Genomic DNA, 24069 nt, shown 5'->3' on the forward strand with positions numbered 1-24069 from the left:
GCCCCGTTCATTGCAGTAGTTCCCATCAGATTGCTATTGCACCCGGTGTTAAAAGAAGCCATTCGACGATATTCTGTTCCTGATAATCATATATGTAATAATGTCCCTCAGCGTATCCACCGATACCAATCGAGCAAGTAACAAGAGATCCAGTCAGCTAATGATTCAAACCTCGTCCACTCGCGTCGTCCACACATTTTCGCCTCCTGTACTCGAAGCGAGGTTTATCTGGCCACCACCAAACCTTGGACTGTAGTCGCCGTTAGAGTCGAATACATCGACACGGTCTGGGAGTCACGGCGACTACATCACTCCCTCTATCTTCGGCAATCGATCCCCCAAGTCAGAGCTGACGCCGACTACAATACACAGTGTGAACCCCAAACACAGATCAAGAAAATCCTCGATAAAGCGCTCGGTGACCTTCAGATACCGTGTTCAGGCTGGAAGTTGCAGCACTATCCGACGGCCACCGCTATTCGATCCTCCCGGCCCCGAGGCATCCCCAGAACTGTCCTCTGAGGCGGCAAAGTCACGAAACCCGATGTGCCAACCTCACGATGACATATCGGTTCTCGCTGATGGCGTGGTCGCTCATCCTCGTCTGAGGCGTCGTCTTAGTCGGCAAGAACCCCCCATCGTGGTCACGAGACACGAATAGCCGAATGGCAACCCCAACTGGCCAGCGAGAGAGACCGACCGAGAAAGACCGTCTTCCTCGAGAGATCCAGTTTGAATCGGCGGTCGATTCTCTCTGTGAAAAGGCTGAGGGGCTTATATTCCGGTGAGGCTGATACTCCCACGAGATGGGTGGAACACAAGTGGTTCGAAAGGGGGAGCCAATCCGGGAGGACGAAGCGTTCCTGAACGCGCTGGTCGAGAACACATCGGAGGGGCTGTTGACGATCGATACGGACAGCGAGATCATCTTCGCGAATCCGGCCCTCGAGGAGATCCTCGGATACGAACCCGAAGAGTTGATCGGCAGCCCGAAGATGAAGATCATTCCGGAGCGACTGCGTCCGGTCCATCAAGCCGGCCTGAAGCAGTACCTGGAGTCCGGGGAGAAGCACATCGACTGGACGGGCGTCGAGCTACCCGCGCTCCACAAGGACGGCGACGAGGTACCGGTTGCGGTGAGCCTGAAGGAACACGAGTACAACGGCGAACGGCTGTTCACGGGGATCATCACGGACATCACCGAGCGGAAACGTCAGGAGGAGAAGCTCCGCAGACAGAAACACGAGCTCGAGGAGTTCGCGGACGTATTGGCCCACGATCTCCGGAACCCGCTGACCGTCGCGGAGGGGTACATCGATCTGGCCCGCGAGAACAACGACTGGGACGATCTCGACAACGTCGAGGACGCACTCGGTCGGATGCGGCAGATCATCGACGATACGCTCTCCCGGGCACGGAATGGGGAGGTAAACGGGTCATCTAAGGTGATGCCGTTCAGCGACGTGATGCGGATGGCGTGGGATTCGGTCCCGACACCCGACGCGACGCTGGTCCTGCCGGAGCCGGCCTGGAAGATTCGCGCCCACGAGAGCTGTCTGTGTCAGCTCGTCGAGAACCTCATCCGGAACGCCGTCGAGCACGCGGGCACCGACGTGACCGTCGAGATCGACGTCCTCGAGTCGGCAGATGGCTTCTACGTGCAAGACGACGGCCCGGGATACCCCGAGGACGTGAAGATCCAGATGGAGGCGCCCAGTGGACTCAGCCGGCAATACGGCGACGGCTATGGACTACAGATTGTCCGTCAGGTTGCCGACGAACACGGGTGGGAGATGCACCTGCGTGACGCCCCGGATGGCGGCGCTCGCATCGAGTTCACCGGCGTGAAAGTCTACCGCCGGTAGCACCACTATCGTTTCTCGGCGGCTCGGGTGAGAGTCGGGTTCTCCGTTTCGTCTCGTCTCGTCTCGTCTCACGTTCACCGTTCAGAGTAGCGCTGCAAGAGAAGATCCGGATGAAACAGCTCTTGTGATCCGGAGCCACTTGAATGCGAATCGGCGCAGCCTCGCACTCGAGCTACGGCGTCGTGGCGGTCGTCCAGAGTTGCGTCTGGTCGACGGCGCCCACCTGTTCTCGGTCGTCGATGGCTCGCACCTCGACGTGATAGCTCCCTCCGTCGGAGAGCTCGAAGCCACCGTAGACCGGGATGTACTCGGGACTCGCGGTGTAGGACCCGGTCGCATCCAGTTCGATCGTCCGGGTGACGATCGACGCTCCTTCGGCATCGGTGACCGAGAGTTCGACGGCGCGGAGCAGCCCGCTCGGCGCGGTCACCTCCAGCGCGCCGATCTCGACGCGGTCCTCGGCGGGGTTCCAGCGCGGGTTCTCGAACCTGGTGATCCGCGGCGAGTCAGCGCCGAACCGATCGACGACCGACGTGACTAACGACCGACTCCCCTGTCCCAGCCGCAGTACCATCTCCGACCGAGCGACGACCACGACGAGTGCGACTGCAGTGAGAGCCAGCAGCACGTACAGCCAGGCGGGTAGGGAGAGTGGAAGCTCCGTGATGCCCGAAGTGCTCGGCCCTGTAGCGCCGATGGTCGTCTCGGTCGTCGCCGTGGCCCCGTAGTCGTCTTCGACCGTCACACCGACGGTCTCGCCCGTCTCGAAGGCGCCAGTAACCGTCTCGCCGGTCGCCGTCGAGCCATCGGGGAGCGTCCACGTCACGGTCGCGTTGCCGTACTCGTTCGTGACGTTCGCCCGCAGCATCGTCAGATCGCCATCCGTCTCGTTCCGCGATTGGTCGATGGCTACGGACGGCGGGTCGTTGACGAGGATCTCCTGGGTGGCGTCGTCGGAGCGCCCGAACGCATCCGTGACGGTCAGCGTGACGTTCCTGGTACCGGCCTCCACGAACGACGTCCGGATGTTGTCGTCCACGACCGTGTGACCGTCAGGGAGCGTCCACTCGTAGGTTACGTCGCTCTCCGCTAACACGGTGAAGACGCTGAAGCCCTGCGTGCGAGCCTCCAGTAGCACAGTGTCGTCGGTCTCCTCGATGACCCGCGTCGGCAGTAACTGCCAGCCCTCGGCCGTATGTCGACCGATCCGAGTGTCGACGGAATTCGTCGCCGGGAACGCGTCCCGATCGACGCGGATGCGGACCAGTGCGGGGCTCTCACGGAGTTCCCGCGGTGGCGTTATCTCGACAATCGTCGCAGGTCGGTGCTGTGTGGTAATGCTATCGGCCGTCGAGACGTAGGATTGGGTCCCTGTCAAACGGATGGGCTCGTGTTGCTGGGCGACGAACTCGGTTCCGTGGACCTCGAGGCCATCGTCCTCTACGGTCGCGTCGAGGCGTCCCGGATCTATCGTGGCGCGAGGGGTCGTGGCTGGGCCGTCCTCGGGCAGCGAGCCGAGTTCTCGAACGGTCGTATTTGCGTAGTCTCCCTCGCCTTCGAAGACGACCTCAACACCAGCGGTCCGGTTCTGTACCTCTGAGTCACCTGGAGCCGGCGCGGGCGTCGGAGTACCGCCGTCATCAGTACTCTCTCCGTTACCGGCTTCCCAATCAGGGGTATCCTCTTCCTCACCAGACCCGCCGCTGGAGGAGTCTTCGTCGGCACTTCGTACGCCGATGGATACCGTGCCCGAATCAGGCGCCTCGCCGTACGTATGGATCGAGAACCCGACCGAGAGGGTCTCACCCGGCTGGAGCTCGCGCCAGTCGCCTTGTTCCAGGTCGGCTTTGGGATCGTCGCTCTCGTAGGCGGTGACGCTCCCACCGACGTCTGCCTCAACCCACACCTCGATCGGCTCGTCTGCGGTCGAGGTGATCTCGAAGACGTTGTGCGCCCGAGTCACGGCATCCTTGTTCAGCCGATCGAAGTCGACTCTAAGCTCGCCGTCCTCGACAGTGGCGTACTTGCCATTGGGGCCATCGTGTGGAGCGAGTTCGACGGCAGAGTCAATCTGGTCACTCCCGCTCGTCGTCATCGCCACCGTCGGCACTGCCAGCGTGGCAGCGACGATGAGGATTATTACGGCGAAGAGTCGGGGGCGCATCGTTGTCAGCTACAAAGGTATAGATTGGCTTTGTATTAGGTTGGCAGAAAGAGTGAACGGTACGCTTGAGATATCCATTCGAGAGCTGGTAGGCCAGCAAGCTCTGCTTGAAAGCCGACTTTATCGGCCGGCAGCCCGAGAATTCACGAATGATAGAAGAAGCCGGAATCTGCCAACCCCCTATAAAAACCAACATGACTACTATTCCTCTGATTCTAGTTTAGACGTCACTTTCCCAACCCTTGCGGCTGTCCTAATATCTGTCCAACCAGCCGTAGTGAAGTAGAAAATATTGCTCTCAGAATTCAGTTAGCTCTGAAGGTGACTGTCTGGGTTTGATCGATCGTGGTCCCGCCGCTCGTATCGATTTCAATCGATACAGATATTGTACCGCCATGGGCCAGTGTTTGTGAAGAGCCAACAAGGCTAGTGCCACTACTATCTTGGAAGTCAATCACTGTACCGTCGACATCGCCGTTGCTCAGCACCTGAATATCGTGTTCTGCGCCTGTCGAATCGTTGTTCGTTATCTCGAATACCCCGTCGAATGTCGAGAGAGCATTGTCGTTCAGATTGCTAAGTTGGATGAATAGCGTATTCGCTCCGTTCGGACTATCATTGTTTGACTCCGTTGAAGCATATTGACTCGTGGGACTCAGAGTCAGTTCGGCGGAACTGTCATCCGAGAACTGGACCTCCATTGTTCGGTCCGCTTCCACCTGACTGAACGCACCCGAACCCAGCACAGCTCCGCCACCGGCTGCAGTCGCTCCCAACCCAATCAAGACGTTTCGTCTGTTCATTGACATTGTTGAATCACCTGGTACGCAGTTTGCGTATACCCTCCATCTCCAGCCCATCTCCTTTGTCTTGACCCGCTTGAACCGCTGAAAGCCCGGCTTGAAGCCGCTGAAACCGTTTATCCACCAAATGGCTTTGGAGTGACTCACCTTTCGATACGATGTAAACTCGTTCGTCGTTCGTCGTCAATTTGGAGGCAATTGGGGATTATGGCGACTTCTGAAGAGACGACGACCGGAGGGGTGGCATTGCCGAACGAGCAGGAGGTCCCCCAACAGGGGGAGATCTTCGACCTCCTGAGCAACCATCGACGGCGCTACGCGATTCACTACTGTAAGCGAGAGGAGTGTCCCGTTCAACTGGGCGACCTCGCCGAACAGGTGGCCGCCTGGGAGTTAGAGAAGGATATCGCCGAAATCGACTCCGCGGAGCGCAAGCGTGTCTACACGTCCCTTCAACAGACCCACCTTCCGACACTCGAGGATGCGGGGATGATCACCTTCGAACGTGGCGAGGTGGAGCTGACCGACCGTGTGGAGGAACTCGACGTTTACCTCGACGTCGTACCCGGTGACTCCGTACCGTGGGGCGTCTACTACCTCGGACTGTCGGGATTCAGTACCCTCGTCCTCACAGGCCTGTGGGCAGGAATCGTCCCCACGGAACCCGTGTCGACGCTCGCCTGGGCGACGATGCTGGTCAGTCTATTCGCCGTATCTGCAGCCGTCCACGTCTACCAGAATCGGAAGTACCGGCTCGGAGAGATGGAGACACCCACCTGAGAGACAGAAACGATGAGACGACCACCGGCCAGCGAGCAGCAATCGGCTGTCGTTGCGGCAGAACAAGATTTCCGGAGGCGGTGATACCGTGACACCCCAGATGGACAATCGAGGCTCACTGGCAGGACTGACCCGCAGACGCGTCCTTTCAGGAGTCGGGACTCTGCTGGTCGGTGCCGGTGTATCCTCTGCGGTCGACACGGTAGCGTTCAGCGCTACCAATGCCTCACGGTCGACGAACGTGAGCGTCGCCGACGATCCCGACGCAATCGTCGGGCTCATGGTCGCAGACTCCGTCAAGCGGAACAACCAGAACTTCCTCGTCGATATCGAGAACGGGACCGGCTCCCCGGTCGACTTCACCGTCTCGCTCAACGACTGCAGCCAGGGGACATTGGACGGCCCGAACGGGTCCGGTTGCACGGTCAGTTTCTCACTCTCGCCTGGAGTCTCGACGACCGTCGATATCGAGGCCAGCGTCAAGGATACGACGATCCCCTTCACCATCACCGGTAGCTCTACCGAATTCGGGTTCGAGGCGACGAGGGAGACCACCGCAGTGTCGGGGAACACCGCCGGCGCGATACAGATGAAGAAGCTCGACGGTTTCAATGCGGACATCGGGAACGACGGCTGGACGATCAAGAACGTCGATATTCGCGACAACGACGGGGACGACGACCTCGATCGCATCGAGTTCGAAATCACGGACAGCTCCGGGACAGTCAGAGCGACCCGGGTCGACGGCTGTGGCTGCAACGGCGGAAGCAAATACGCCCCGAGCGGTAATCCTTCAGTGCAAATCGTCCCTGACGACTCGAGTTACTCCGTGACTGGCGGCGAAACGTACAAGCTCACGATCATCGCTTACGACGCGGACGGGAACTCGGCGTTCGCGACGAGGGAGGTCACCACGTAGTCAGCTGCCCCGTCAAGGCTACCTGAACCGTCGCTCAAGCCGCACCTTCAGCGGAACGTCGGGACCGGGCCGAATCCGTAGATAGCCCGTTCCGAACACCGCGACCGCCAATGTGACGACGAGTGCAGCGACGACGAGGTTCAGCGCGAGCAGCGCCAACCATGGGTGCACGGAGTGCAACGCCAGCAGGACACTCTGCGGGAGAATCAACAGATAGCGCGATTCACGCACGCGATGAGTGGACGTCCCCGCGGTCTCGGGCGCCTCGATCTGGACGGTCACCTTGGTGCTGTCGCTGTAGCCGAGGACGGTCCGGTCCGGCTCCACCGTCACGCCGTCATCGAGTGGGTCGGTCACCACCAGCGTCGGGACGACTCCAGTATAGTGCGTCTCGTAGGTCGCCGTCGCTGTCTCACCGGGGGCGACGACCTGCGGTTCGTCCGAGGGGTCCTCCGTGGCTAGCACCTCGATATCGTAGGTGCCGGCGGGGACGACCATCGCGGCCGTCGCCCCCATCGCCACAATGGACGCCGCCAACAACACGATCAGCCAGACGGCGACGACGTTCTCGCGGCTACGTGACCGAGAGGTATCACGTCGACCACGCTCGCCGGTGGCGCCGGCGAGCACGAACAGGGCCATCCCGAGGAAGACGAGGATCGTGCCAGCTCGCTCCTCGCCCAGTGCGCCGAACGGTGCGGCGGCGATATCGCGCACGGTCGTCGCGGCCGTCCCGAGATGCGGGATGGCGACTACCTCGCCGTTGGCCTGCAGTGCGTGGGCGACGATGGTGTCCTCGGCGACCGGTGGCTCACCTCCGTCCTGGTCGGTGAACGGGTTGGTATCGCCCTTGGTCACGTACCCGTCGTCGTCCACGTCGACTACGCGATGCGTCGTGAGGCCACCCCCCTGGACGGTCTCGGCCTCGAAGACAACGACGTCGCCTGGCTCCGGGCTCCCCGCCAGGACCGACGGCACCGCGACGAAGCCGTCACCGGGTTCGAGTGCGGACTCCATGCTCCCGGTCGTCACGTAGCCGAACAGCAGCGGCTGGCCAAGGAACTGCCCGATAACCAGCAGCGCGACCGCGAGGACGACCGCAACCGTGAGCACCCCGGAGAGCGTCGAGCGAGCAGCCATCGACTTAGCCCTCCGAGGAACCGTCAGCCAACACGGCTGGAGACGCTTCGACAATCGAATGGAGTGGGAACGGCTGGAGCCGCCTCACCGGCCCATCGGCCCAGTTCGCGCCCACCATCAGATCTCGAGCCATTCTCCGAACTCGTCGGCGCCTTCGGTATAGTAGTAGACGTCGTCGCCGTCGACGACGCCGTACGTTTCGTAGGTCGTGTCATAGATGACGCGCTTGTTGGAGTCGATCGCGATGTCGACGAGGTCCTCGAGGGAGTCGATCGTGATGTACTGTTTCTCCGCCTTCGTCGGGATCTCCCCCCGCGAGATCCATTCCTCGTATCGGCTACGGGTCAACTCCATCTCGATGCTCTCGAGGTCGAACTCGCGGCGCTGGAGCGCGGCGACGCCGATCGCCAGCAGGAGGAAGCCACCACCGAACCCGCCGAACAACAGCGTTCGGCCGAGATTGGGTGACTCGGTCACCTCTCGTGTCACTTCGTCGGTATGCGACTGATTCGCCGTCAGGTCGCCATCCACCCAGTAGGCCCGGTCGGTGAGGGCGATCGGCGAGACGGCGGCCAGTTCGTCGTCGGCCGACTCCGTCGTATACTCGACCTGGAGGTGTAGTTCCGTCCGGAACGAGCCGATGCCGCCGATCGCCGAGCGAGTCTCGGCGACATTCCGTCGAACCGCCTGCATGTCGATGGTGGTGTTCATCGTCGCCTCGCCATCGGTGACGGTGTCGCTACTGGTCGCGAGGACGCGCTGGCGCTCCCAGAACGGCGCGCCACCGCGTTCGGCGACGTGTCGGAGGACGAGCCGCTGGTCGACGGCCACTTCGCGGTCGTCCGGAACCGACGCTGTCACGCCGACTGTCAGGTCGGGGGTTGCGTTGTAGAAGTACGCCGGCCGGTCCCGGAGTGTCGTCCCCTGCTCGTAGAGCGTGGAGTTCCCCGTTACGACCGCGCTGGTCGCCAGCCCGGTCCCGAACTGCTGTTCATCGACGGGTTCGGTGACCTCGTAGGTGGCTGGGGAGGCGTAGACCGACCAGGCGCCACCAACCGCGAGGACGCCGATCACGGCGAACCCGACGGCGATGAGGACGCCGTACTGTGCGACGACCCATTTGGCACGGACGCCGAGCGTCACGGCTGATCCGTTCGGTCGAGCGGCGGGATCGACATCTGTACCGGCCGTGCCTCGATGAGCGTGGTAACGTTAGTGAGCATGGATTGGCTGTTCAGGCGGTCACGGTCACGTTGCCTTCGGCATCGTACTCGACGATCACGTCGAACAGTGGTCGGAGTGTCGCGACGGTCTGTTGCTCGTGAGCGATCGAATCCATGTGATAGTGGGCCGTCGCGTGCAGGCGGTTCTGCAGCAGGTGGACGAACCGGAAGGCCCGTTTCGGGGTGACGTACTGCAGGAGTGCGGTCAGCGAGTGAAAACACACCAGCGGGTCGTTCCCGTCGCCCCATTCGTCGACGGCGCGACTGATGGTCATTCCGAGTCGGGTCAGATCCGAGGGGTCGGCGACCTCGACGGAGATCGTCGTCGAACCGTCCGGGGTCGCCGCAGTCGTCTCGGAGGGGTATCGGTCGGCGCCACTGACGACGCAGATGTGTTCCGGTGAGTCGTCGATGGAGTCCCGAATGAGCGCGATCCGTTCGTCAGCCGTCTTCGTGAACGACACGAAGAGCATGTTCCGGTCGGCGACCGGCCACGTATCGATGAGGGCTGCACAGACGTGGTCATCAAGCGAGCCCTGCATCGGCCCCAACACGAGGACGTCAGAGGCCTCGCCGAGGGCGGTGATATCACCGGAGTCGAAGAATGATCGCGTCGCGGATTCCACTCTGGTCCCCCCGAGTGACCCGCCAGCCCCACTGTTCATATTTTCTGGCATTTAGCGATCGTCCCGACCCCAGAGACGCAATAACGGCGGTTTCACCGTCAGTTGAGAGTTCTGAAACCGTGTTAGGAGTAATTGGATAAAAAGACACCGCCCATTTCAAGCCAACAAATCGGAGTGCGATTCATGCTGACATCCGGGATGGCGTTTCACGCCAAACCGTCTCTATCCCGGAGGAGTCGCATCCGCCCACCATTTTCCCTCGGGTGTCTCCGACCACAATCGCCGTGCGTCGGTCGCCGCTCGTTTCGGGAGGTGAGGGGAGTCGCCCCTTTTTGCGCTACGGCTCTGTATGCCAGGAAGTAGTTGTGCGTCGACAGTGCGGCGCCGGGACTCAACAGCTATCCAGTATCATGCCTCCATCACAGTCAAGCGACGATTCACCGATCGGGAACTACCTGTATGTCTCACCAACGCTGCCTGCGACGGACGACTCGTGTTTCGATCGCTTCGAGGCGGTGCGCCCGGCCGAGACACACCTCGTCGTGATCACCCGATCGATCGAGGAGACGCTGGCGAACTGGCGACGTGTTCACGACGACCCGCCCGCGAACGTCAGCATCGTGAGCGTCGCGGAGGAGACGCGGTCGACGGCAGGCCAAGAGCCCGCGACGGGCAGCCCGCGAGCCGAGATGGTCTGGCCGGTGTCGCATCCCGGAGACTTGACCGGCATCGAGATCGCCATCACGGAGATACTAACACAGCGGCCGGCAGGCGGCCAGTTGGTCGTCTGCTTCCAGGCCCTCGATGCCGTGGTACAGTACGCGGCGGTGAAACCCACCTATCGCTTCCTGCACAAACTGACCACGCGGCTCAAGACGGCCGACGCGATCGCACACTATCACGTCGCCGACTTCCAACTGGACGGCGATAGTGTCACCAGGATCAGACCGCTATTCGACGGCGTTATCGAGATCGACGATGACCTGGCCGTCCAGCAGCCACCCTCGCGCTCCGAAGAGACCACCCCAGTCGATAAATGAGCGACCATCAGCAGGATAGCACAGCAGGAAACCGACGAGAGCGCCCACCCGAACGGACGATGGTCGGGCACATCGTCGCCAGACCGGAGACGGAGATATCGATCAGGCCCCATCAGGAGGCCCCATTACCTATTCCCATCTGATTTCACTGAAAAGTTATCGAGACCTCCTAGAAATATTTAGGCGCTTTTAGATTCGTTCCGTTCCACGAAATTTATGCCCCGTCGGCCGAGTCATGTGAAGGTATGGCGAGGGACGGCGAAGAGATCGGAGGGCATGTCGAATCACTCACGGCCGAGATCGTCGAGCACGTGGCTCTGCTGGAGGACAAAGACCCACTCGAGCTACAGCCGCCTCTGCAGTCGGTCATCGACCTCGATGCGGTCGAAGCCATCATGGCGCCTTCAGACAACTGTCCCCGGGATGGCGCCGTCAGTCTCGCGTTCGAATACCGCGACTATCAGGTGATGGTCGAACGCGACGACGACGTCACAGTCCGGGTCAACCAGTCCCGGCCAAGGTGACCCACGAACAGACACCTCAGTCGGCGCACCTCCAGAAACACCTTACACGCCCGACAAGTAATCGTGAACTCGATTACAATAAGTGGGTCGTAACTAACCCGCTTCGAGACCGTTCACGCGTGAGATGCAGCGACAGATCCCCTCCCAGTGTCCCGAGTGCTCGGGCATCTCGGTCGAGGTTGCCTCCGTGCCGCCCTCCCAGCACGACCGAGGAGCCGACTGGATGACCCGCGCGACGTGTACGGAATGCGGCGAGTACGTCACCTGGTTCGAATAGCCCACGACAGCGACCACTGGCCGAGCACACCCGACAGCGAGCGTGCGTGACGGTGGCTCAAATATACCCCGAGTGTACGGCACAACGGCTATTCCCGATCCACGTCGACCGCGAGTATCCAATGGCCAGAGAGTCCGCCCTCTCGCGTCGCAGCGTCCTCCGTCGAGGCGCCGCTGGCCTCGCGGCAGCGTTCGCCATCGGCTCGGCGAGTGCAGACACGCACGACGCATCACGAGCAGCCCCGTACGACGACACAGCCGAGAGCCTCCGAATCGGCGACCTCCACTCCCACACCGCCTACTCGGATGGCGCACCCGACACCCGTCCGGCCGACTCGTACGCCACTGGCCGGGATGGTGGCCTCGACTTCAAGGCCGTCACGGACCACTCCGAGTGGCTGGCCGCGCCGGTCCACGGTGACACGAACTGTCTGGACCCTACCACCGACCGACGTCTGACCGACTGCGTCATCTCGCCGACCGACGACCCCGACGGCCTCCGGAAGTGGGCGGCGACCAAAGAACAGGCAGCCGCAGCCACGACGGACGACTACCTCGCTTTGCCCGGCTTCGAGTGGTCCTCGCCGTACCAGGGCCACGTCGTCGTCCACGGGACCGACAACTACGCGACAGCCATCGAGACCGGCGGCGCGACGATGCACGGCTTCTGGGAGTGGTTCACCCACGACCCCGCCCTCGGGGGCGGCGCCGACGGCATCGCCTTCTTTGCCCATCCCGGTCGCGAACCCGAGACCTTCGAGGACTTCCGATACGTCCCCGAGACGGCCGACCGCGTCGTCGGCTGCGAGGTGTTCAACCGCGACGACGACTACTTCGAGACGGGACTGGCACGCGCCCTGGACGCCGGCTGGCGGGTCGGCGCCGTCGGCAGCACCGACAACCACGCTGCGGAACTCTACCGCCCAGACCGACCGAAGACGGTCCTCGTGACGCCCGCAGGTGACGCGTGGTCGCGCGAGACCCTCAGACGGACCCTCGAGGCGCGGCGCTTCTACGCTACATACAACGAGACGCTGCAGCTCCGTCTCCAGGCCGACGGCGCGGAGATGGGCGAGTCGGTCACCGCCCCGGCCGGCGATACCATCCAGGTCGATGTGGACGCCGTCGATCCCGTGAGTGACGCGGCCATCGAGGCGATCGTCCTCTACTCCAACGGAGCCACCGAGGTCGCTCGGACGACGCTCGACAGCCCGACCAGTTCGACGTCGCTCACATACGAGGCGACCGTCCCTCCGGAGGGAACGCGCTGGTACGTCGCGAAGGTCGTCGGGCCGGACGGTCGCGAGGGACCCACACGCGGGAGCGCGTACAGTTCACCGATCTGGCTCGACGGAAGGTAACTCGTCTCGCCTGGCTGAATCACTGTCCGACGAACGCTCTTACACCGAAATCGCCTCTTTGCTACCGTCAGTCCTCGAAATACTCCTGCAGGTGGGCCTCATAGCAGCTCCGGCAGACGTAGCCGTCGACCACGCCGGCATCGCTCTTGGTGTGGATCGTCACGTGGACGGTGTCGCTGTACGGCACCGTCGCCTCGCAGATCCCGCAGGGTTCGGTCGACATGCCCCTGAGTCCCCGGAGAGTAGCACTCGACATACATAGTGTTAGCGCCCCACATGGCGCGACTCAACTCGTTACTCGACGAACTGACTTATACCGCCGAACGACCCCCAGATGGTATGGACGGCGACGACGAGTTCGTGTTCGACCCCTGGTACGAGTACCTCTCGACGGCTGAACTGGTACTCCTCGCGGGTGTAGGCGTCGTGGCGCTCGCCACCCTCTGGACGGGCGTGACCGACCCGACGACCAGCCTCGGCATCTCGGCGGGACTGACGCTGCTCTGTGCCGGCTTCGTCGCGTTCTTCGTTCGCTGGTCGGTCTCCGAGGAGCGGACCGCGGCGCTCCCGGCGTTCGACGAAGACTGCTGAAAACACCCACGCCGCAACCGCTTCAGCGATCAGTTCTCGACGTCGAAGTACTTCCGAAGCGGGGCGGTCCGTACCGACGTCACGGTCGTCGACTCGGCGTCGTAGTCCAGGAGGTCGGCGTCGGCCAGTTTCGGCAGGTGGACGTGATGGAGCGCCGTCGCGATCTCCCGCTCCGAATCCTCCGGCGTTCCATCGTGGATGCCCTCGGCGACGGCTGCCGCGAGGTCGGCGATCTGTATCGGCCCGTCCCGACCGAACAGCGCCTCGACGGCCAGCCGACGGTACTCGTCGGCCAGCACGTCGAGTGCGATATCTGTTGACGGTTCGTCGATGGCGGAGGATCGGGGATAAACTTGGATGTGCATGGGATGTCTCGAAGATCGACAGCCGGCGGAGCACCGGGGCTGCCGAATCGTTCGTACACCATCCAGTCGCCACGCGTGTATAAGCAACCCGACACTACTGGCGGGGCGACAGTCCCGATGTTCCTCGGGGAGTAACAAGTAGTCAGAACCCATTACCGTCGGAACACCCTACCCCCGCTATGGCAGAGCCGCAGGAGGCCGTCGACGCGTTGATGCAGTTCGGGTTGACCGAGTACGAGGCGCGCTGTTTCGTCGCGTTGACGCAGCTACCCCACGGGACGGCCAAGGAGATCGGGCAGGTCGCCGACATCCCCCGCTCCCGCGTCTACGAGACGATGGACCGCCTCTACGATAAGGGCCTCGTCGCGCTCCACAACGCCGAGCCCAAAGAGTACCAGGCCATCTCCATCGACAGGGCGCTCGATAAGCTCCGCGCAGAGTACGATTCGTACTTCGAGACGGCCGAGGAGGCCCTCCGCGATCTCGAGCCCACCTACAAGAAGGCCGAGCAGGGCGTCTGGGCGATCAACACCCACGACCAGGTCACCAGTCGAGTCGTCGACCTCCTCGAGGACGCCGACGGGGAGATCGTCCTGGTCGTCCTCGATGAAGATCTCCTGGACGAGACCACCCTCGACGCCCTCCAGGCGGCCGACGAGCGCGGCGTCAGTCTCTACGTGGGCACCGACTCCGAGACGGTTCACGACCCGCTGGGGGACGTCGGCCTCGCGGACGCGGTCTTCACGACGGACCTCGTGGAGTGGTTCACGGCGATGGAGGGGTCGCCGCGGATCGGCCGCCTCCTCATGGTCGACCGGGGCCCCATCCTGGCGAGCGCACTCCACGAGGAGGAGCTTCCGGGCGTCCCCAACGAGACGGCCGCGTGGACCGACGGCGTCGACCACGGGTTCGCGACCTTCGCCGAACGCGTGCTGACCTACGAACTCCAGCGCGAGGTCGACGTCGAACTGCAGTAACGGTCACCCACGACTGCTGACTCACAGTACGGTACCGATGGCTCTCCGTGGTGGGTCGACGCCGCCCGAAAAATGGCTCGCGGACCGTTATTCGACGAGCTGGATCGTGTTGCCGTTCGAGGTGATGTGGATGTCGTCGCCGACGTTGTACCCCTGGTTCTTCGCGAGGTCGACGTACCCCGAGAAGCCCTTCATGTTCTGGTGGGCCGGGATGATGTTCTCGGGCTGGAGGGCCTGCAGCATCTCGTAGTGGCCCTCCTGACAGAGGTGGCCGGAGACGTGGATGTCGTCGTAGATGCGGGCGCCCTGCATGCGGAGGAGGGTCTCGGCCTGGTAGCGCTGGCCCTCGTTGGTCGGCTCCGGGATGACCCGCGCACTGAAGATGACCTTGTCGCCCTCGTCCAGTTCGTACGGCGTCTCGCCGCGTCCCATCCGGGTGAGCATCGCGCGCGGCTCGCCCTGGTGGCCCGTGACGACGGGCAGGTACTTCTCTTTGCCCTCGTTCATGATGCGCTCGAAGGTCTTGTCGACGGAGTTGCGGTGGCCGTACATCCCGAGGTCGTCGGGGTAGTCGACGGCGCCCATCCGCTCGGCGGTGCCGCTGTACTGCTCCATCGAGCGCCCGAGCAGCACCGGCTTCCGGCCGATGTCCTTCGCGAATTCGACGAGCGAGGAGACCCGAGCGATGTGACTGGAGAAGGTGGTGGCTACGATGCCGCCGTCGTAGTCCTCCAGGGAGTACATCACGTCCTTGAGGTGCTCCCTTGCGACGGACTCGGAGGGCGTCCGGCCCTTCTTGTTGGCGTTCGTGCAGTCCTCGATGTAACAGAGGACGCCCTCGTTGCCGATCTCGCGGAAGCGCTCCATGTCGATGGGGTCGCCCAGGACGGGCGTGTGGTCCATCCGCTTGTCGAGGCCGTACACAACGGCGCCCTCCGGGGTGTGGAGGACGGGGTTGATGGCGTCGATGATGGAGTGGGTGACGTTGACGAACTCCAGTTCGCAGTCGTCGCCGATCGGCATCGTGCCGCCGGGGTCCATCTTCACCAGGTCGTTCTGGACGTCGAACTTGTTCTCGTCGTTGATCTCCTCGCGGACGAGTTCGATGGTGAACGGCGAGGCGACGATGGGGGCGTCGTAGCGGTGGGCGAGCTTCGAGATGGCGCCGATGTGGTCGAGGTGGCCGTGCGTCGGCACGATCGCCTGCACGTCGCCCTTGAGGTCCGACATGACGCGGTCGTCGGGGATCGCGCCCATGTCGATGAGGTCCAGGCTGTGCATCCGTTCCGTGCGTACGTCGTCGTGGATGAGGACCTTCGACAGGTTCAGCCCCATGTCGAAGATGACGATGTCTTCGCCCGCCCGGACGGCAGTCATCTGCCGGCCGACCTCCTCGTAGCCGCCGATTGTTGCGATTTCGATTTCCATAGTTGAGTCCGATCAGAGCGGCCCGAATCCCGATACAACACGGGAAGACGGGGAAGAGCGGCGAGAATAGAAGGCCGTCACTGTCGCGGACCGCCTCGTACGCCGGCTCTCCCAAGGGACAGCACGTGTTTCGGTTATGCGACCATTGATTGCGGAGCCTTAAATAGCCGCGGGATGCCACCCGCGCTGGGTCGGTCCCAAAATCCCACGGAGAGGGTCGGGCCGACTCCCACGACCCACTCCTCTGCCCGGCCGTTCCGCTACTCCTCGTCTTCGGCGTCGTCCGCTTCCGCGTCTTCGGCGTCTTCGTCCTCCGGCGAGCCGTAGGTGCCGATCGGCTCGTCGAGGTCGATGGTCACCAGCTCGAGGCCGTCGTCGGTCTCGCTGACCTCCGGCTCGAACTGCGTCGTGATATCGGGGACGAGGTCGTACCGGTTCAGGAACGCACTGGGCGTGACCGAGCCGGTATCGTTCGTCCTGCTGATCGTGTAGGCGCCGTCCGCGTCGGTGTCGTCGACGCGCTCGAGGCCAACCTGGTTGTCATCCTCGTCGTAGTACAGCACCGCGGCCTCGGCGTCCTCGAAGTACTCGGACATCGCGGCGCCGTTGATGCCGATGCTCCCGGACTTCCGCAGGGAGATCATCGGCCCGGAGCTACTCCGCCCGCGACCGCCGCCGTCGAACTTTTCGAAACCCATTGTGTACCTCGGTCTTGCAACCGATGTTCAGGAATACTCTCGAATACATTGTAATTCTTTTTCCTCGCGACTACAGGCGCTATGGCGAACGTGGACGAACTATTCACGTTCTGTGAGTCAGTTTGGAACGTAGTACAGCAATATCTGGAGAAGCGGTACTACACACGTGACGCTGAAAACGAAAGAATCGAGGGAGACGACGGAAGTTCGGTTCCCAGCCGCTACCCGGACCGCTCGTCGAGCCAGGTCGACTGGCAGTCCTCGGTACAGAAGGGGTAGAGCTGGAGCGAGCCGTCCTCGTCCCGGTCGGACGTGACGGGATACCACTCGTTGGTCTCGATGGGGTCCCCGCACTGCTCGCAGTACGTCTCTGACGCGTCGGCCCCGTCGGTCGCCCCGGAGTCGGCGGCGTCGCTCTCGCTCGCCGAGGGGCGCTCCCCCTCGTCGGGGTCGTCACTCATGCACAGCCCGCCGAGTCGGACCGCGCCGACTCGTTCCTGGGAGTCCGTGCCGGCTGCACTCGAACTGGAGGCGCGTCCGGCCACGTGGGCCCGGCCCGTCGCGCCTGCGTCGCGACATTCGTTCACTCGTGGGAGGCGACCCGTTCCACGCGGTCGCCGGCTCCCGTCGTCGGCGTGACGACGACCTCGCCGCTGCCGCGGACGAGGACCTCGCAGTCGGCCATCTCGAAACTGAGCTTCGCGATCGACGACCCGGCACCGGCGTGGCCGAAGAGACTGTCCAGCGCGTCGGGGTCGATGCTGTCGTACAGCGGATCGAGGTCGAGGGGGTCGACGCCCTTCGCGTCCGCGACCGCGGTGACGACCGTCTCGCTGACGGATTCGTCGCTGGAGGTTGGTTGTGCAGCGTCGCCGAGTGCTCGCGTCATCGTGTCCATATCACTACTCACACCCTCCGGGGGCATAGGCCCACCTTCAATACCCGTAGCATCCCGGGGAGAACACACACTACATACGTAGTGTCCTCACGCAGACGGGGGGAGGTCGCCGCCGAAAACCATCTCGCAGAGCTTGCGTTCTGCGGCCCGGAGGTGCGCGTTCAGCGTCGGCTGCGTGATGCCGAGGGTCTCCGCGACCTCCTCGCCGGTCCGTTCGCGCGGCCACTCGAAGTAGCCGCTCAGGTACGCCGTCTGGAGCGCCTCGAGCTGGCGGTCGGTGAGCTGCTCAGTGAACGCCGCCCGCGGCAGCTGGGTGTCCTCCTCGGAGCGCTCGCGGTCCCGCCGCGCCAGCAGCTCCGTCTCGGAGTACGTCGCCTCGAGGCGGTCGACGAACGTCCGGACGTCCGTGGTGTCGGGGAGCTCGACGATCGCGCGCACGCTGTCGTCCCGGACGTCCAGGTCCTGGACGACCGCGCCGCACTGGACGATCATCAGCGGGATCGTCGTCCCGGAGATCGACGCCTCGAATCGGTTGGTCTCCGCCCCGTCGTCCTCCCCGATCAACTCGAAGCTGCGGATGCTCGGCACGTCCGCGGCGACGGCGCGGACGTCGTCCGCGGGGCAGCCGCGAGCGGTGAAGAACACCCGCGTCGTCCCATCGGACTGCGGGACGGTGCCGCCGTACTCGATCTCGCAGTCGGCCGCCCGGCCCAGCCGGCCGAGCAGGTCCTCGGAGTCGCGGATCTCTAGGTCGAGTTCGACGACCGTGTCGGTCAACAACGCCTGTCGCGTCTCGACGGCGTTCATCGCGTTCGCGATCGTCTCGCCGAGCTCCTCGAAGACGTCGGCCAGCCGGTCGTCGAACGTCCCCGGCTCCGCGGCGAACACCGTCAGCACGCCGTAGGAGATGTCGTTGTACTGCAGCGGCACGCTGATGGCCGACTGGAGGTCCCGTGCCAGCGCCGCCTTTCGCCACGGCGCGCCGCGCAGATCCGCGGCGACGTTCGGCGCCAGCGTCACCTCGCCGGTCGTCAGCGTCGACATCGACGGCGCCGGCGTCTCGGCGTCCACCGACAGCGAGACCGCCTCCAGGTAGCCGCCGTCCCTGCCGCCGCGCGTCCGCGGCTGGACCTCGTCGCGGTCGCCGTCGGCCGGCTCGCCGATCCACGCGAAGGCGAAGCGGTCTTCCTGGGTGAGGAGGTCGCAGACGGCCTGCTCGATGGCCTCCCGCGTCGTTGCCTGTACGAGCGCCTGGTCGATCTCGCGGATGAGCTCGTTCGTCCGGTTCAGCGACTCCAGCTGCCGGTTGCGGGCGGCCAGCTCCCGCTCGTGCTCGTGAATCGCGGCCTCGCGTTCGACCCGGTCGAGCGTCGCCTCGACGGTCGCCGCGAGGTGGTCGGCCAGCCGGTTGGTCCGCTGATCGAAGTGGCCCACCTCCTCGGAGACGATCGCCAGGACCCCGTGTTCGCCCAGGGGAATCCAGATGCCGCTCCGCAGCGGCGTCTCCTCGCGGTAGACGTGCTCGGACTCGCGGACGTCGTCGTGGGTGATCGTCTCCTCGCGGATGAACGCCTGCCAGGCGATCGACGTGTTGCCGGGGCCGAGCGTCGGCATCTCGCCGAAGACGCCCTCGAGGTAGTCGGTGAACGCCGCGGGTTCGAGGACGTTCGTGGAGTCGTCGAACAGGTAGACGACCACGCCGGAGAGCCCGAGCACCTCGACGGCGGTGTCGACGGCGAGGCGACCGACCTCCCCCTCCGACTCGGCGCCGATCAGCTCCCGGCTCGCGTTGTGGAGGGCCACCTGCGTCCGCTCGAACTGCTTGCGGTCGATGGCGTGCTGGATCGACCGCCGCAGCAGCGGCGGCGTGAGCTCGTCCTTCAGGAGGTACTCCTGGGCGCCCTGCTGGACCGCCTGCCCGCCGACCGTCTCGTCGTCGAGGCCCGTCAGCACCACGATGGGCACCTCCTGGGAGTGCTCGCGGACGGTCTCGAGGGTCTCGAGGCCCGTGCTCTCCGGCAGCCCGAGGTCGAGCAACACCACGTCGATCCCGTTCTCGTCGATCCGCTCGAGGCCGTCGGTCAGGTTGGCGACGCGGTCGACCTGCGGGAGGCCCGCTCCGTCGCCCCCGGCCGACCGTTCGGCCCCCTCGACGAGCAGCTCCTCGACCAGCCGCGCGTCCCCCGGGTTGTCCTCGATCAGGAGGACGTCGATCCCCATCGCCGACACTACCGGTCACCTCCCCGCGCGACCCGGTCGGACGAACGCAGATGTCGCTCCCCGGCCCGCGTCGAGGCGAGAGACGGTGCCGGAGCGGTTACCTCGGCGACCGTCGCGTCAGGCATCCGCATCACCGTCCGACGCCGGCAGCGTGAAGTAGAACGTCGACCCCTCGCCGGGCGTCGATTCCACCCAGATGTCGCCGCCGTGACGCTCGACGATGCGTTCACAGAGCGCCAGGCCGATCCCCGTCCCGGCGTACTGCTCGCGGGAGTGGAGCCGCTGGAACACCTCGAAGACCATCTCGGTGTTCTCCGGGTCGATGCCGATGCCCTCGTCGCTGACCGAGACGACCCACCGCTTGCCCGTCCGGTCCGCGCCGACGTGGACCTGCGGCCGCTCCTCGCCGCTGTACTCGATGGCGTTGTCCAGCAGGTTCTGGAAGACCTGCCGGAGTTGCCCACGGTCGCCCTGGACGGTGGGGAGTGACTCGATAGTTATCTCGGCGCCGGTCTCCTGGATCTGCAACTGCAGGTCCGCGAGGACGTCGTCGACGACGTCCTCGAGGTCGACGGGCTCGAAGGGGTCCCCGCGGGTCTCGATGCGGGAGTACGCCAGCAGCGCCTCGATCATCTCGCGCATCCGCTCGGCGCCGTCGACCGCGAAGTCGATGAACTCCTCGGCCTCCTCGTCCAGCTCGTCGACGTAGCGGCTCTCGATGAGCTTGAGGTAACTCGAGACCATCCGCAACGGTTCCTGGAGGTCGTGGGAGGCCGCGTACGCGAACTGCTCGAGGCGCTCGTTGGACTCCTCGAGCTTCTCGACGGTGTCCTCCAGTTCCGTCTGGTACTGGTGGCGCTCGATGGCCTCCGCGAGGATGTTCGCGACGCTCTGGACGAAGTTGACGTCCTCATCGGTGAACTCGCGGCGCCCCGTGTCGTGGGTCCCGAGGATCCCCCAGGGGTCGTCGATCGAGCCGATGATCGTGCTGATGCCGCTGGCCACGTCGTGGGAGGTCAACAGCTCCGGCCCGCTGAACCGCGACTCCGTCGCGAGGTCCTCGACCACTACTGGCCCGTCGGAACGCAACGTGTAGCCCGCCTGCGAGTCGTCCTCGTCGGCGCCGACGGTCGCGTTCCCGGCGATGCCCTCGTCCCAGCCGACGCCCTGCCGCAACAGCAGCTCGCGACTGGCGGGGTCGAGGTCCAGCACCTTGCAGTAGTCGGTGTCGAGGACCTCCGAGACGCGCCGGGCCGCCTCGGCCATGAGCTGGTCGAGGTCGTCGGCCACCAGCGCGAACTGTCCGAGTTCGGCAACGGCCTGCTGCTGGTGAGCGCGGGCCTGCAGCTCCCGCTCGTACTCGCGGCGCTCCGTGACGTCCTGGACGACGAGCATCCCCGCGAAGATCTCGTCGGCCGCGTTCCTGACCGGCAGGGTGTTGGCGTAGAGGTCCCGACCGTGGAACTCGATCTCGAACGAGCTGGACTCGCCGTCGAAGACCGCCTCGAAGTAGGGTTCCACCTGCTCGACTATCTCGTCGGGGTAGATCTCGTAGACGCTGTTGCCGACGCGGTCGGCCGCCTCCACCCCGACCGTCTCCAGGAGCTGGCCGCCCGTGACCGTGTACTCCATGTCCGCGTCGAACATCGCCACCGCGCCGTCCGGGAAGTTCTCGACGAGTGTCCGGTAGCGCCGCTCGCTCTCGGCGAGGCGGCGCTCCCGCTCCCGCCGCTCGCTGATGTCGCGGACGACGCCCACGCGGTGCCAGTCGCCGTCGTCCTCCGGCAGCAGCGCGAAAGTCGCCTCGGAGAGGAACGTCTCGCCGCTGGACGTCCGCAGTTCGGCCTCCATGGCCGCCTCCTCGATTTGGTCCTCCTCCAGGGCAGTCTGTAGCTCGTTGGCCTCCTCGAGGGCGTCGTTGTCGACGACCGTCGAGACGTGCATCCCGACGAGTTCGTCCCGCGGGTAACCGAGCATCTCCGCGTACGCCGCGTTGACCATCGTGAAGTAGCCGTCCTCGTCGACCACGTAGACGCCGTCGTTGACAGCCTCGACGATGGTCTCGTAGCGCTCGAGGCGCTTCTCGCGTTCGACCTGCTCGGTGACGTCCTGTGTGAAGCTCAGCCCCGCGAAGGTCTCGTCGTCGCCGTCCTGCAGCGGCGTCGTCCACACCCGCCAGTAGCGCCCGTCGAGTCGGGTCGTCGTGCTGGTGGTCTCGCCGTCCTCGATGGCGGCCCGGAACAGCGGCTCGATGTCCGCGACGGTCTCATCGGGGAAGACCTCGGGCATCCGCTTGCCCTCGATCGCCGCCGAGGGCGGCATCGTCTCGCCGAGCGCCGTCCCCTCGGCCAGCGTGTACCGCAGGTCCTCGTCGAAGATGCCGACGGCGCCGTTCGGGAAGTGCTCTGCCAGCGTCCGATAGCGCCGCTCGCTCTCCGCGAGCTTCCGCTCGTACTCCTTGCGCTCGGTGATGTCCTGGGCCATCGTCAGCCCCGAGAAGACGTCGCCCGCCTCGTCGGCGATCGGCTCCGCGTAGATGACCCAGTCGCGGCCGACGTAGGAGACCTCGACGGACCCCGACTCGCCCGCCAGGACGCCCTCGAGCAGCGGCTCCAGGTCGTCCGCGACGTCGTCGCCCCACGCCTCCCGCACCGTCTTCCCCTCGACGTCCTCGCTGGACACCGGCAGGTAGTCGAAGGCCTGGCCGGTCGCCAGCGTGTAGCGCAGGTCCTCGTTGAACAGCGTGACGAGGCCGTTCGGGAAGCGCTCGGCCAGCGTCCGGTAGCGCTGTTCGCTCTCGGCGAGTCGCCGCTCGTACGCGCGACGCTCCGTGACGTCGCGATCGGAGACGATGATCGAGACGACGTTGCCCTCGTCGTCCGTCACCGGCCGGAAGACGCCGTTCAGTGTGTACCGGCCCCCGTCCGGCTGTTCGAGGTCGGCCTCGAAGTCGACGTACTCGCCTTCGGCGGCTCGTTCGGTCCACTCTCTGACGTCGGCCTGCACCGACTCGTCGTGGCTCCACCACGGCGTCTCCCAGAAAGCCTCGCCCACCACGGCGTCCAGGTCGGCGTCGACGTACTCCATGGCGGTCTGGTTGATGTCGAGGACGGTCCCGTCCGGTTCCAGCAGCCCCACCAGGATGTTCGGGTCCTCGAAGATCGCCTCGAAGCGCCGCTCCGTCCGCTCGAGCTCCTGCTCCCGCGCCTTCCGGTCGGTGATGTCCCGGAAGTACACCGACAGCCCCGACTCGGAGGGGTAGGCCCGCACCTCGAACCACGTGTCCAGCGGCTCGGGGTAGTACTCCTCGAAGGAGACGGTCTCCTGGTCGTACATCGCCCGCTCGTACTTCGGCTTGAACGCCCGGTCGGCGCCCTCCGGGAACGCCTCCCAGATGTGCTCGCCGACGAGCGACCGGCCCTCGGGGTTGATCAGCTCGTCCGCCCGGTCGTTGAGGTAGGTGAACCGCCAGTCCTCGTCGAGCCCGAAGAACGCGTCCGAGATGCGGCCGTAGATCTCCTCGAGTTCCGTCGCCACGGGCCCGTCCCCGGACGGTCCCGCGGCGGCGGTGGACGACTCGCCGGCAGCGGCCGATGTCACGACGTCGCCGACGCGCTCCAGGAAGTCGCCGTCCACCTCGCTGAACGCCCCCGGCTCGGTCGCGAACGCGGCCAGCACTCCCCACGGGTCGGCCGCGGGGCCGATCCTGACGGCGACCGCTGCGACGACGTCGTCTTCCGCCAGTAGCGTCGAAAGGCCGTCTGCGTCGCGCTCGTCGGTCGCGAGGTCGTCGACGACCACTGCGCCGTCGCGACCGAGGACGTCGCCCAGCAGCGAGTCAGTCTCGACGTCGACCGTCTGCCCGTCCGTCCCCTGCGCCCACCCGTTCCCGGCGCGGAGGGCGACCGTCTCACCGCCCGATATCGACTCGAACACCCCGCAGTATCCGCACCCTAGAGTCTCGTTGACGGCGGCTACCGCGTCGTCGAGCGCGCGGTCGAGGTCGCCGGTCTCGAGCGCCCGGCGTGCGAGGTCGGTGACGACCTCCTGTCGGTGGAGTCGACTCTCGAGGTCGAGATCGGTCGGTGAAGACGACTCCATACTGTCCTACAGGTTACCAGTAGTCCAGGCGATAAAACACCTCGGCTTGCAGCGACTCGTCGTAGCGGCG

The 24069-nt window shown here is 64.6% G+C and carries 22 protein-coding genes; 9 read left to right on the top strand and 13 right to left on the bottom strand.

Going from position 1 to position 24069, the window contains the following annotated elements:
* Positions 1-806 precede the first annotated feature (806 nt).
* The gene (locus HWV07_RS07090; RefSeq protein WP_178333629.1) at positions 807-1865 is read left to right on the top strand and encodes a PAS domain S-box protein; all 1059 of its coding nucleotides are present in this window, start codon (positions 807-809) and stop codon (positions 1863-1865) included.
* 172 nt (positions 1866-2037) lie between these two features.
* Here the strand turns inward: HWV07_RS07090 and HWV07_RS07095 are convergent, their stop codons facing one another.
* Both HWV07_RS07095 and HWV07_RS07100 read right to left on the bottom strand, forming a co-directional pair.
* Positions 2038-4029: a PKD domain-containing protein gene (locus HWV07_RS07095; protein ID WP_178333630.1), complete on the bottom strand. Its 1992-nt coding sequence runs from the start codon at positions 4027-4029 to the stop codon at positions 2038-2040.
* 305 nt (positions 4030-4334) lie between these two features.
* Positions 4335-4838: a hypothetical protein gene (locus HWV07_RS07100; RefSeq protein ID WP_178333631.1), complete on the bottom strand. Its 504-nt coding sequence runs from the start codon at positions 4836-4838 to the stop codon at positions 4335-4337.
* Between the two features lie 201 nt (positions 4839-5039).
* Between HWV07_RS07100 and HWV07_RS07105 the strand changes: the two genes are divergently transcribed.
* Together HWV07_RS07105 and HWV07_RS07110 are read left to right on the top strand one after the other, a co-directional pair.
* Positions 5040-5612: a DUF7344 domain-containing protein gene (locus tag HWV07_RS07105; RefSeq protein ID WP_425487803.1), complete on the top strand. Its 573-nt coding sequence runs from the start codon at positions 5040-5042 to the stop codon at positions 5610-5612.
* A gap of 241 nt (positions 5613-5853) precedes the next feature.
* The gene (locus HWV07_RS07110; protein ID WP_178333633.1) at positions 5854-6531 is read left to right on the top strand and encodes a hypothetical protein; all 678 of its coding nucleotides are present in this window, start codon (positions 5854-5856) and stop codon (positions 6529-6531) included.
* 18 nt (positions 6532-6549) lie between these two features.
* On the opposite strand, the gene HWV07_RS07115 is transcribed toward HWV07_RS07110, so the two are convergent.
* The 3 genes from HWV07_RS07115 to HWV07_RS07125 all read right to left on the bottom strand — a co-directional run bounded on the left by HWV07_RS07115 (position 6550) and on the right by HWV07_RS07125 (position 9520).
* Positions 6550-7671, bottom strand: coding sequence for a S26 family signal peptidase (locus HWV07_RS07115; protein WP_178333634.1), 1122 nt, complete (start codon positions 7669-7671; stop codon positions 6550-6552).
* A 117-nt stretch (positions 7672-7788) separates the two neighbouring features.
* A complete protein-coding gene (locus HWV07_RS07120; RefSeq protein WP_178333635.1) occupies positions 7789-8814 on the bottom strand; it encodes a DUF5305 family protein in 1026 nt (341 codons plus the stop codon).
* A 91-nt stretch (positions 8815-8905) separates the two neighbouring features.
* Positions 8906-9520 (bottom strand): DUF7504 family protein, encoded by a 615-nt coding sequence (locus HWV07_RS07125; protein ID WP_178333636.1) that lies wholly within the window; start codon positions 9518-9520, stop codon positions 8906-8908.
* A gap of 410 nt (positions 9521-9930) precedes the next feature.
* On the opposite strand from HWV07_RS07125, the gene HWV07_RS07130 reads away from it, so the two are divergent.
* The 4 genes from HWV07_RS07130 to HWV07_RS07145 all read left to right on the top strand — a co-directional run bounded on the left by HWV07_RS07130 (position 9931) and on the right by HWV07_RS07145 (position 12721).
* Positions 9931-10560, top strand: coding sequence for a DUF7504 family protein (locus tag HWV07_RS07130; protein ID WP_178333637.1), 630 nt, complete (start codon positions 9931-9933; stop codon positions 10558-10560).
* 245 nt (positions 10561-10805) lie between these two features.
* Positions 10806-11084: a HalOD1 output domain-containing protein gene (locus HWV07_RS07135; protein WP_178333638.1), complete on the top strand. Its 279-nt coding sequence runs from the start codon at positions 10806-10808 to the stop codon at positions 11082-11084.
* Positions 11085-11208: 124 nt separating this feature from the next.
* Entirely contained in the window at positions 11209-11361 is a 153-nt protein-coding gene (locus HWV07_RS07140) for a hypothetical protein (protein WP_178333639.1), read from the top strand.
* A 121-nt stretch (positions 11362-11482) separates the two neighbouring features.
* Positions 11483-12721, top strand: coding sequence for a CehA/McbA family metallohydrolase (locus tag HWV07_RS07145; protein ID WP_178333640.1), 1239 nt, complete (start codon positions 11483-11485; stop codon positions 12719-12721).
* 67 nt (positions 12722-12788) lie between these two features.
* On the opposite strand, the gene HWV07_RS07150 is transcribed toward HWV07_RS07145, so the two are convergent.
* Positions 12789-12944: a hypothetical protein gene (locus tag HWV07_RS07150; RefSeq protein ID WP_178333641.1), complete on the bottom strand. Its 156-nt coding sequence runs from the start codon at positions 12942-12944 to the stop codon at positions 12789-12791.
* Positions 12945-13060: 116 nt separating this feature from the next.
* Between HWV07_RS07150 and HWV07_RS07155 the strand changes: the two genes are divergently transcribed.
* The gene (locus tag HWV07_RS07155; RefSeq protein WP_178333642.1) at positions 13061-13312 is read left to right on the top strand and encodes a hypothetical protein; all 252 of its coding nucleotides are present in this window, start codon (positions 13061-13063) and stop codon (positions 13310-13312) included.
* A gap of 29 nt (positions 13313-13341) precedes the next feature.
* Here the strand turns inward: HWV07_RS07155 and HWV07_RS07160 are convergent, their stop codons facing one another.
* Entirely contained in the window at positions 13342-13677 is a 336-nt protein-coding gene (locus HWV07_RS07160; protein ID WP_178333643.1) for a DUF7344 domain-containing protein, read from the bottom strand.
* Positions 13678-13856: 179 nt separating this feature from the next.
* On the opposite strand from HWV07_RS07160, the gene HWV07_RS07165 reads away from it, so the two are divergent.
* Positions 13857-14654: a TrmB family transcriptional regulator gene (locus tag HWV07_RS07165; protein WP_178333644.1), complete on the top strand. Its 798-nt coding sequence runs from the start codon at positions 13857-13859 to the stop codon at positions 14652-14654.
* Positions 14655-14741: 87 nt separating this feature from the next.
* Here the strand turns inward: HWV07_RS07165 and HWV07_RS07170 are convergent, their stop codons facing one another.
* From HWV07_RS07170 to HWV07_RS19635, 6 genes are all read right to left on the bottom strand, one after another.
* Positions 14742-16082 (bottom strand): ribonuclease J, encoded by a 1341-nt coding sequence (locus HWV07_RS07170; RefSeq protein WP_178333645.1) that lies wholly within the window; start codon positions 16080-16082, stop codon positions 14742-14744.
* A 260-nt stretch (positions 16083-16342) separates the two neighbouring features.
* Positions 16343-16780 (bottom strand): hypothetical protein, encoded by a 438-nt coding sequence (locus HWV07_RS07175; protein WP_178333646.1) that lies wholly within the window; start codon positions 16778-16780, stop codon positions 16343-16345.
* 221 nt (positions 16781-17001) lie between these two features.
* Positions 17002-17241, bottom strand: a complete 240-nt coding sequence (locus HWV07_RS07180) for a DUF7576 family protein (RefSeq protein WP_178332310.1) — start codon at positions 17239-17241, stop codon at positions 17002-17004.
* Between the two features lie 122 nt (positions 17242-17363).
* Positions 17364-17678: a DdfA family disk-determining factor gene (ddfA, locus tag HWV07_RS07185; protein WP_246279852.1), complete on the bottom strand. Its 315-nt coding sequence runs from the start codon at positions 17676-17678 to the stop codon at positions 17364-17366.
* An 87-nt stretch (positions 17679-17765) separates the two neighbouring features.
* Positions 17766-19898: a bacterio-opsin activator domain-containing protein gene (locus tag HWV07_RS07190; protein ID WP_246279873.1), complete on the bottom strand. Its 2133-nt coding sequence runs from the start codon at positions 19896-19898 to the stop codon at positions 17766-17768.
* Between the two features lie 117 nt (positions 19899-20015).
* On the bottom strand, positions 20016-23999 hold the full coding sequence (locus HWV07_RS19635; protein WP_211694239.1) for a PAS domain-containing protein: 3984 nt from the start codon (positions 23997-23999) through the stop codon (positions 20016-20018).
* Positions 24000-24069 lie beyond the last annotated feature (70 nt).

Origin of the sequence: Natronomonas salina (assembly GCF_013391105.1) — an archaeon.
GTDB classification, from domain to species: Archaea; Halobacteriota; Halobacteria; order Halobacteriales; family Haloarculaceae; genus Natronomonas; species Natronomonas salina.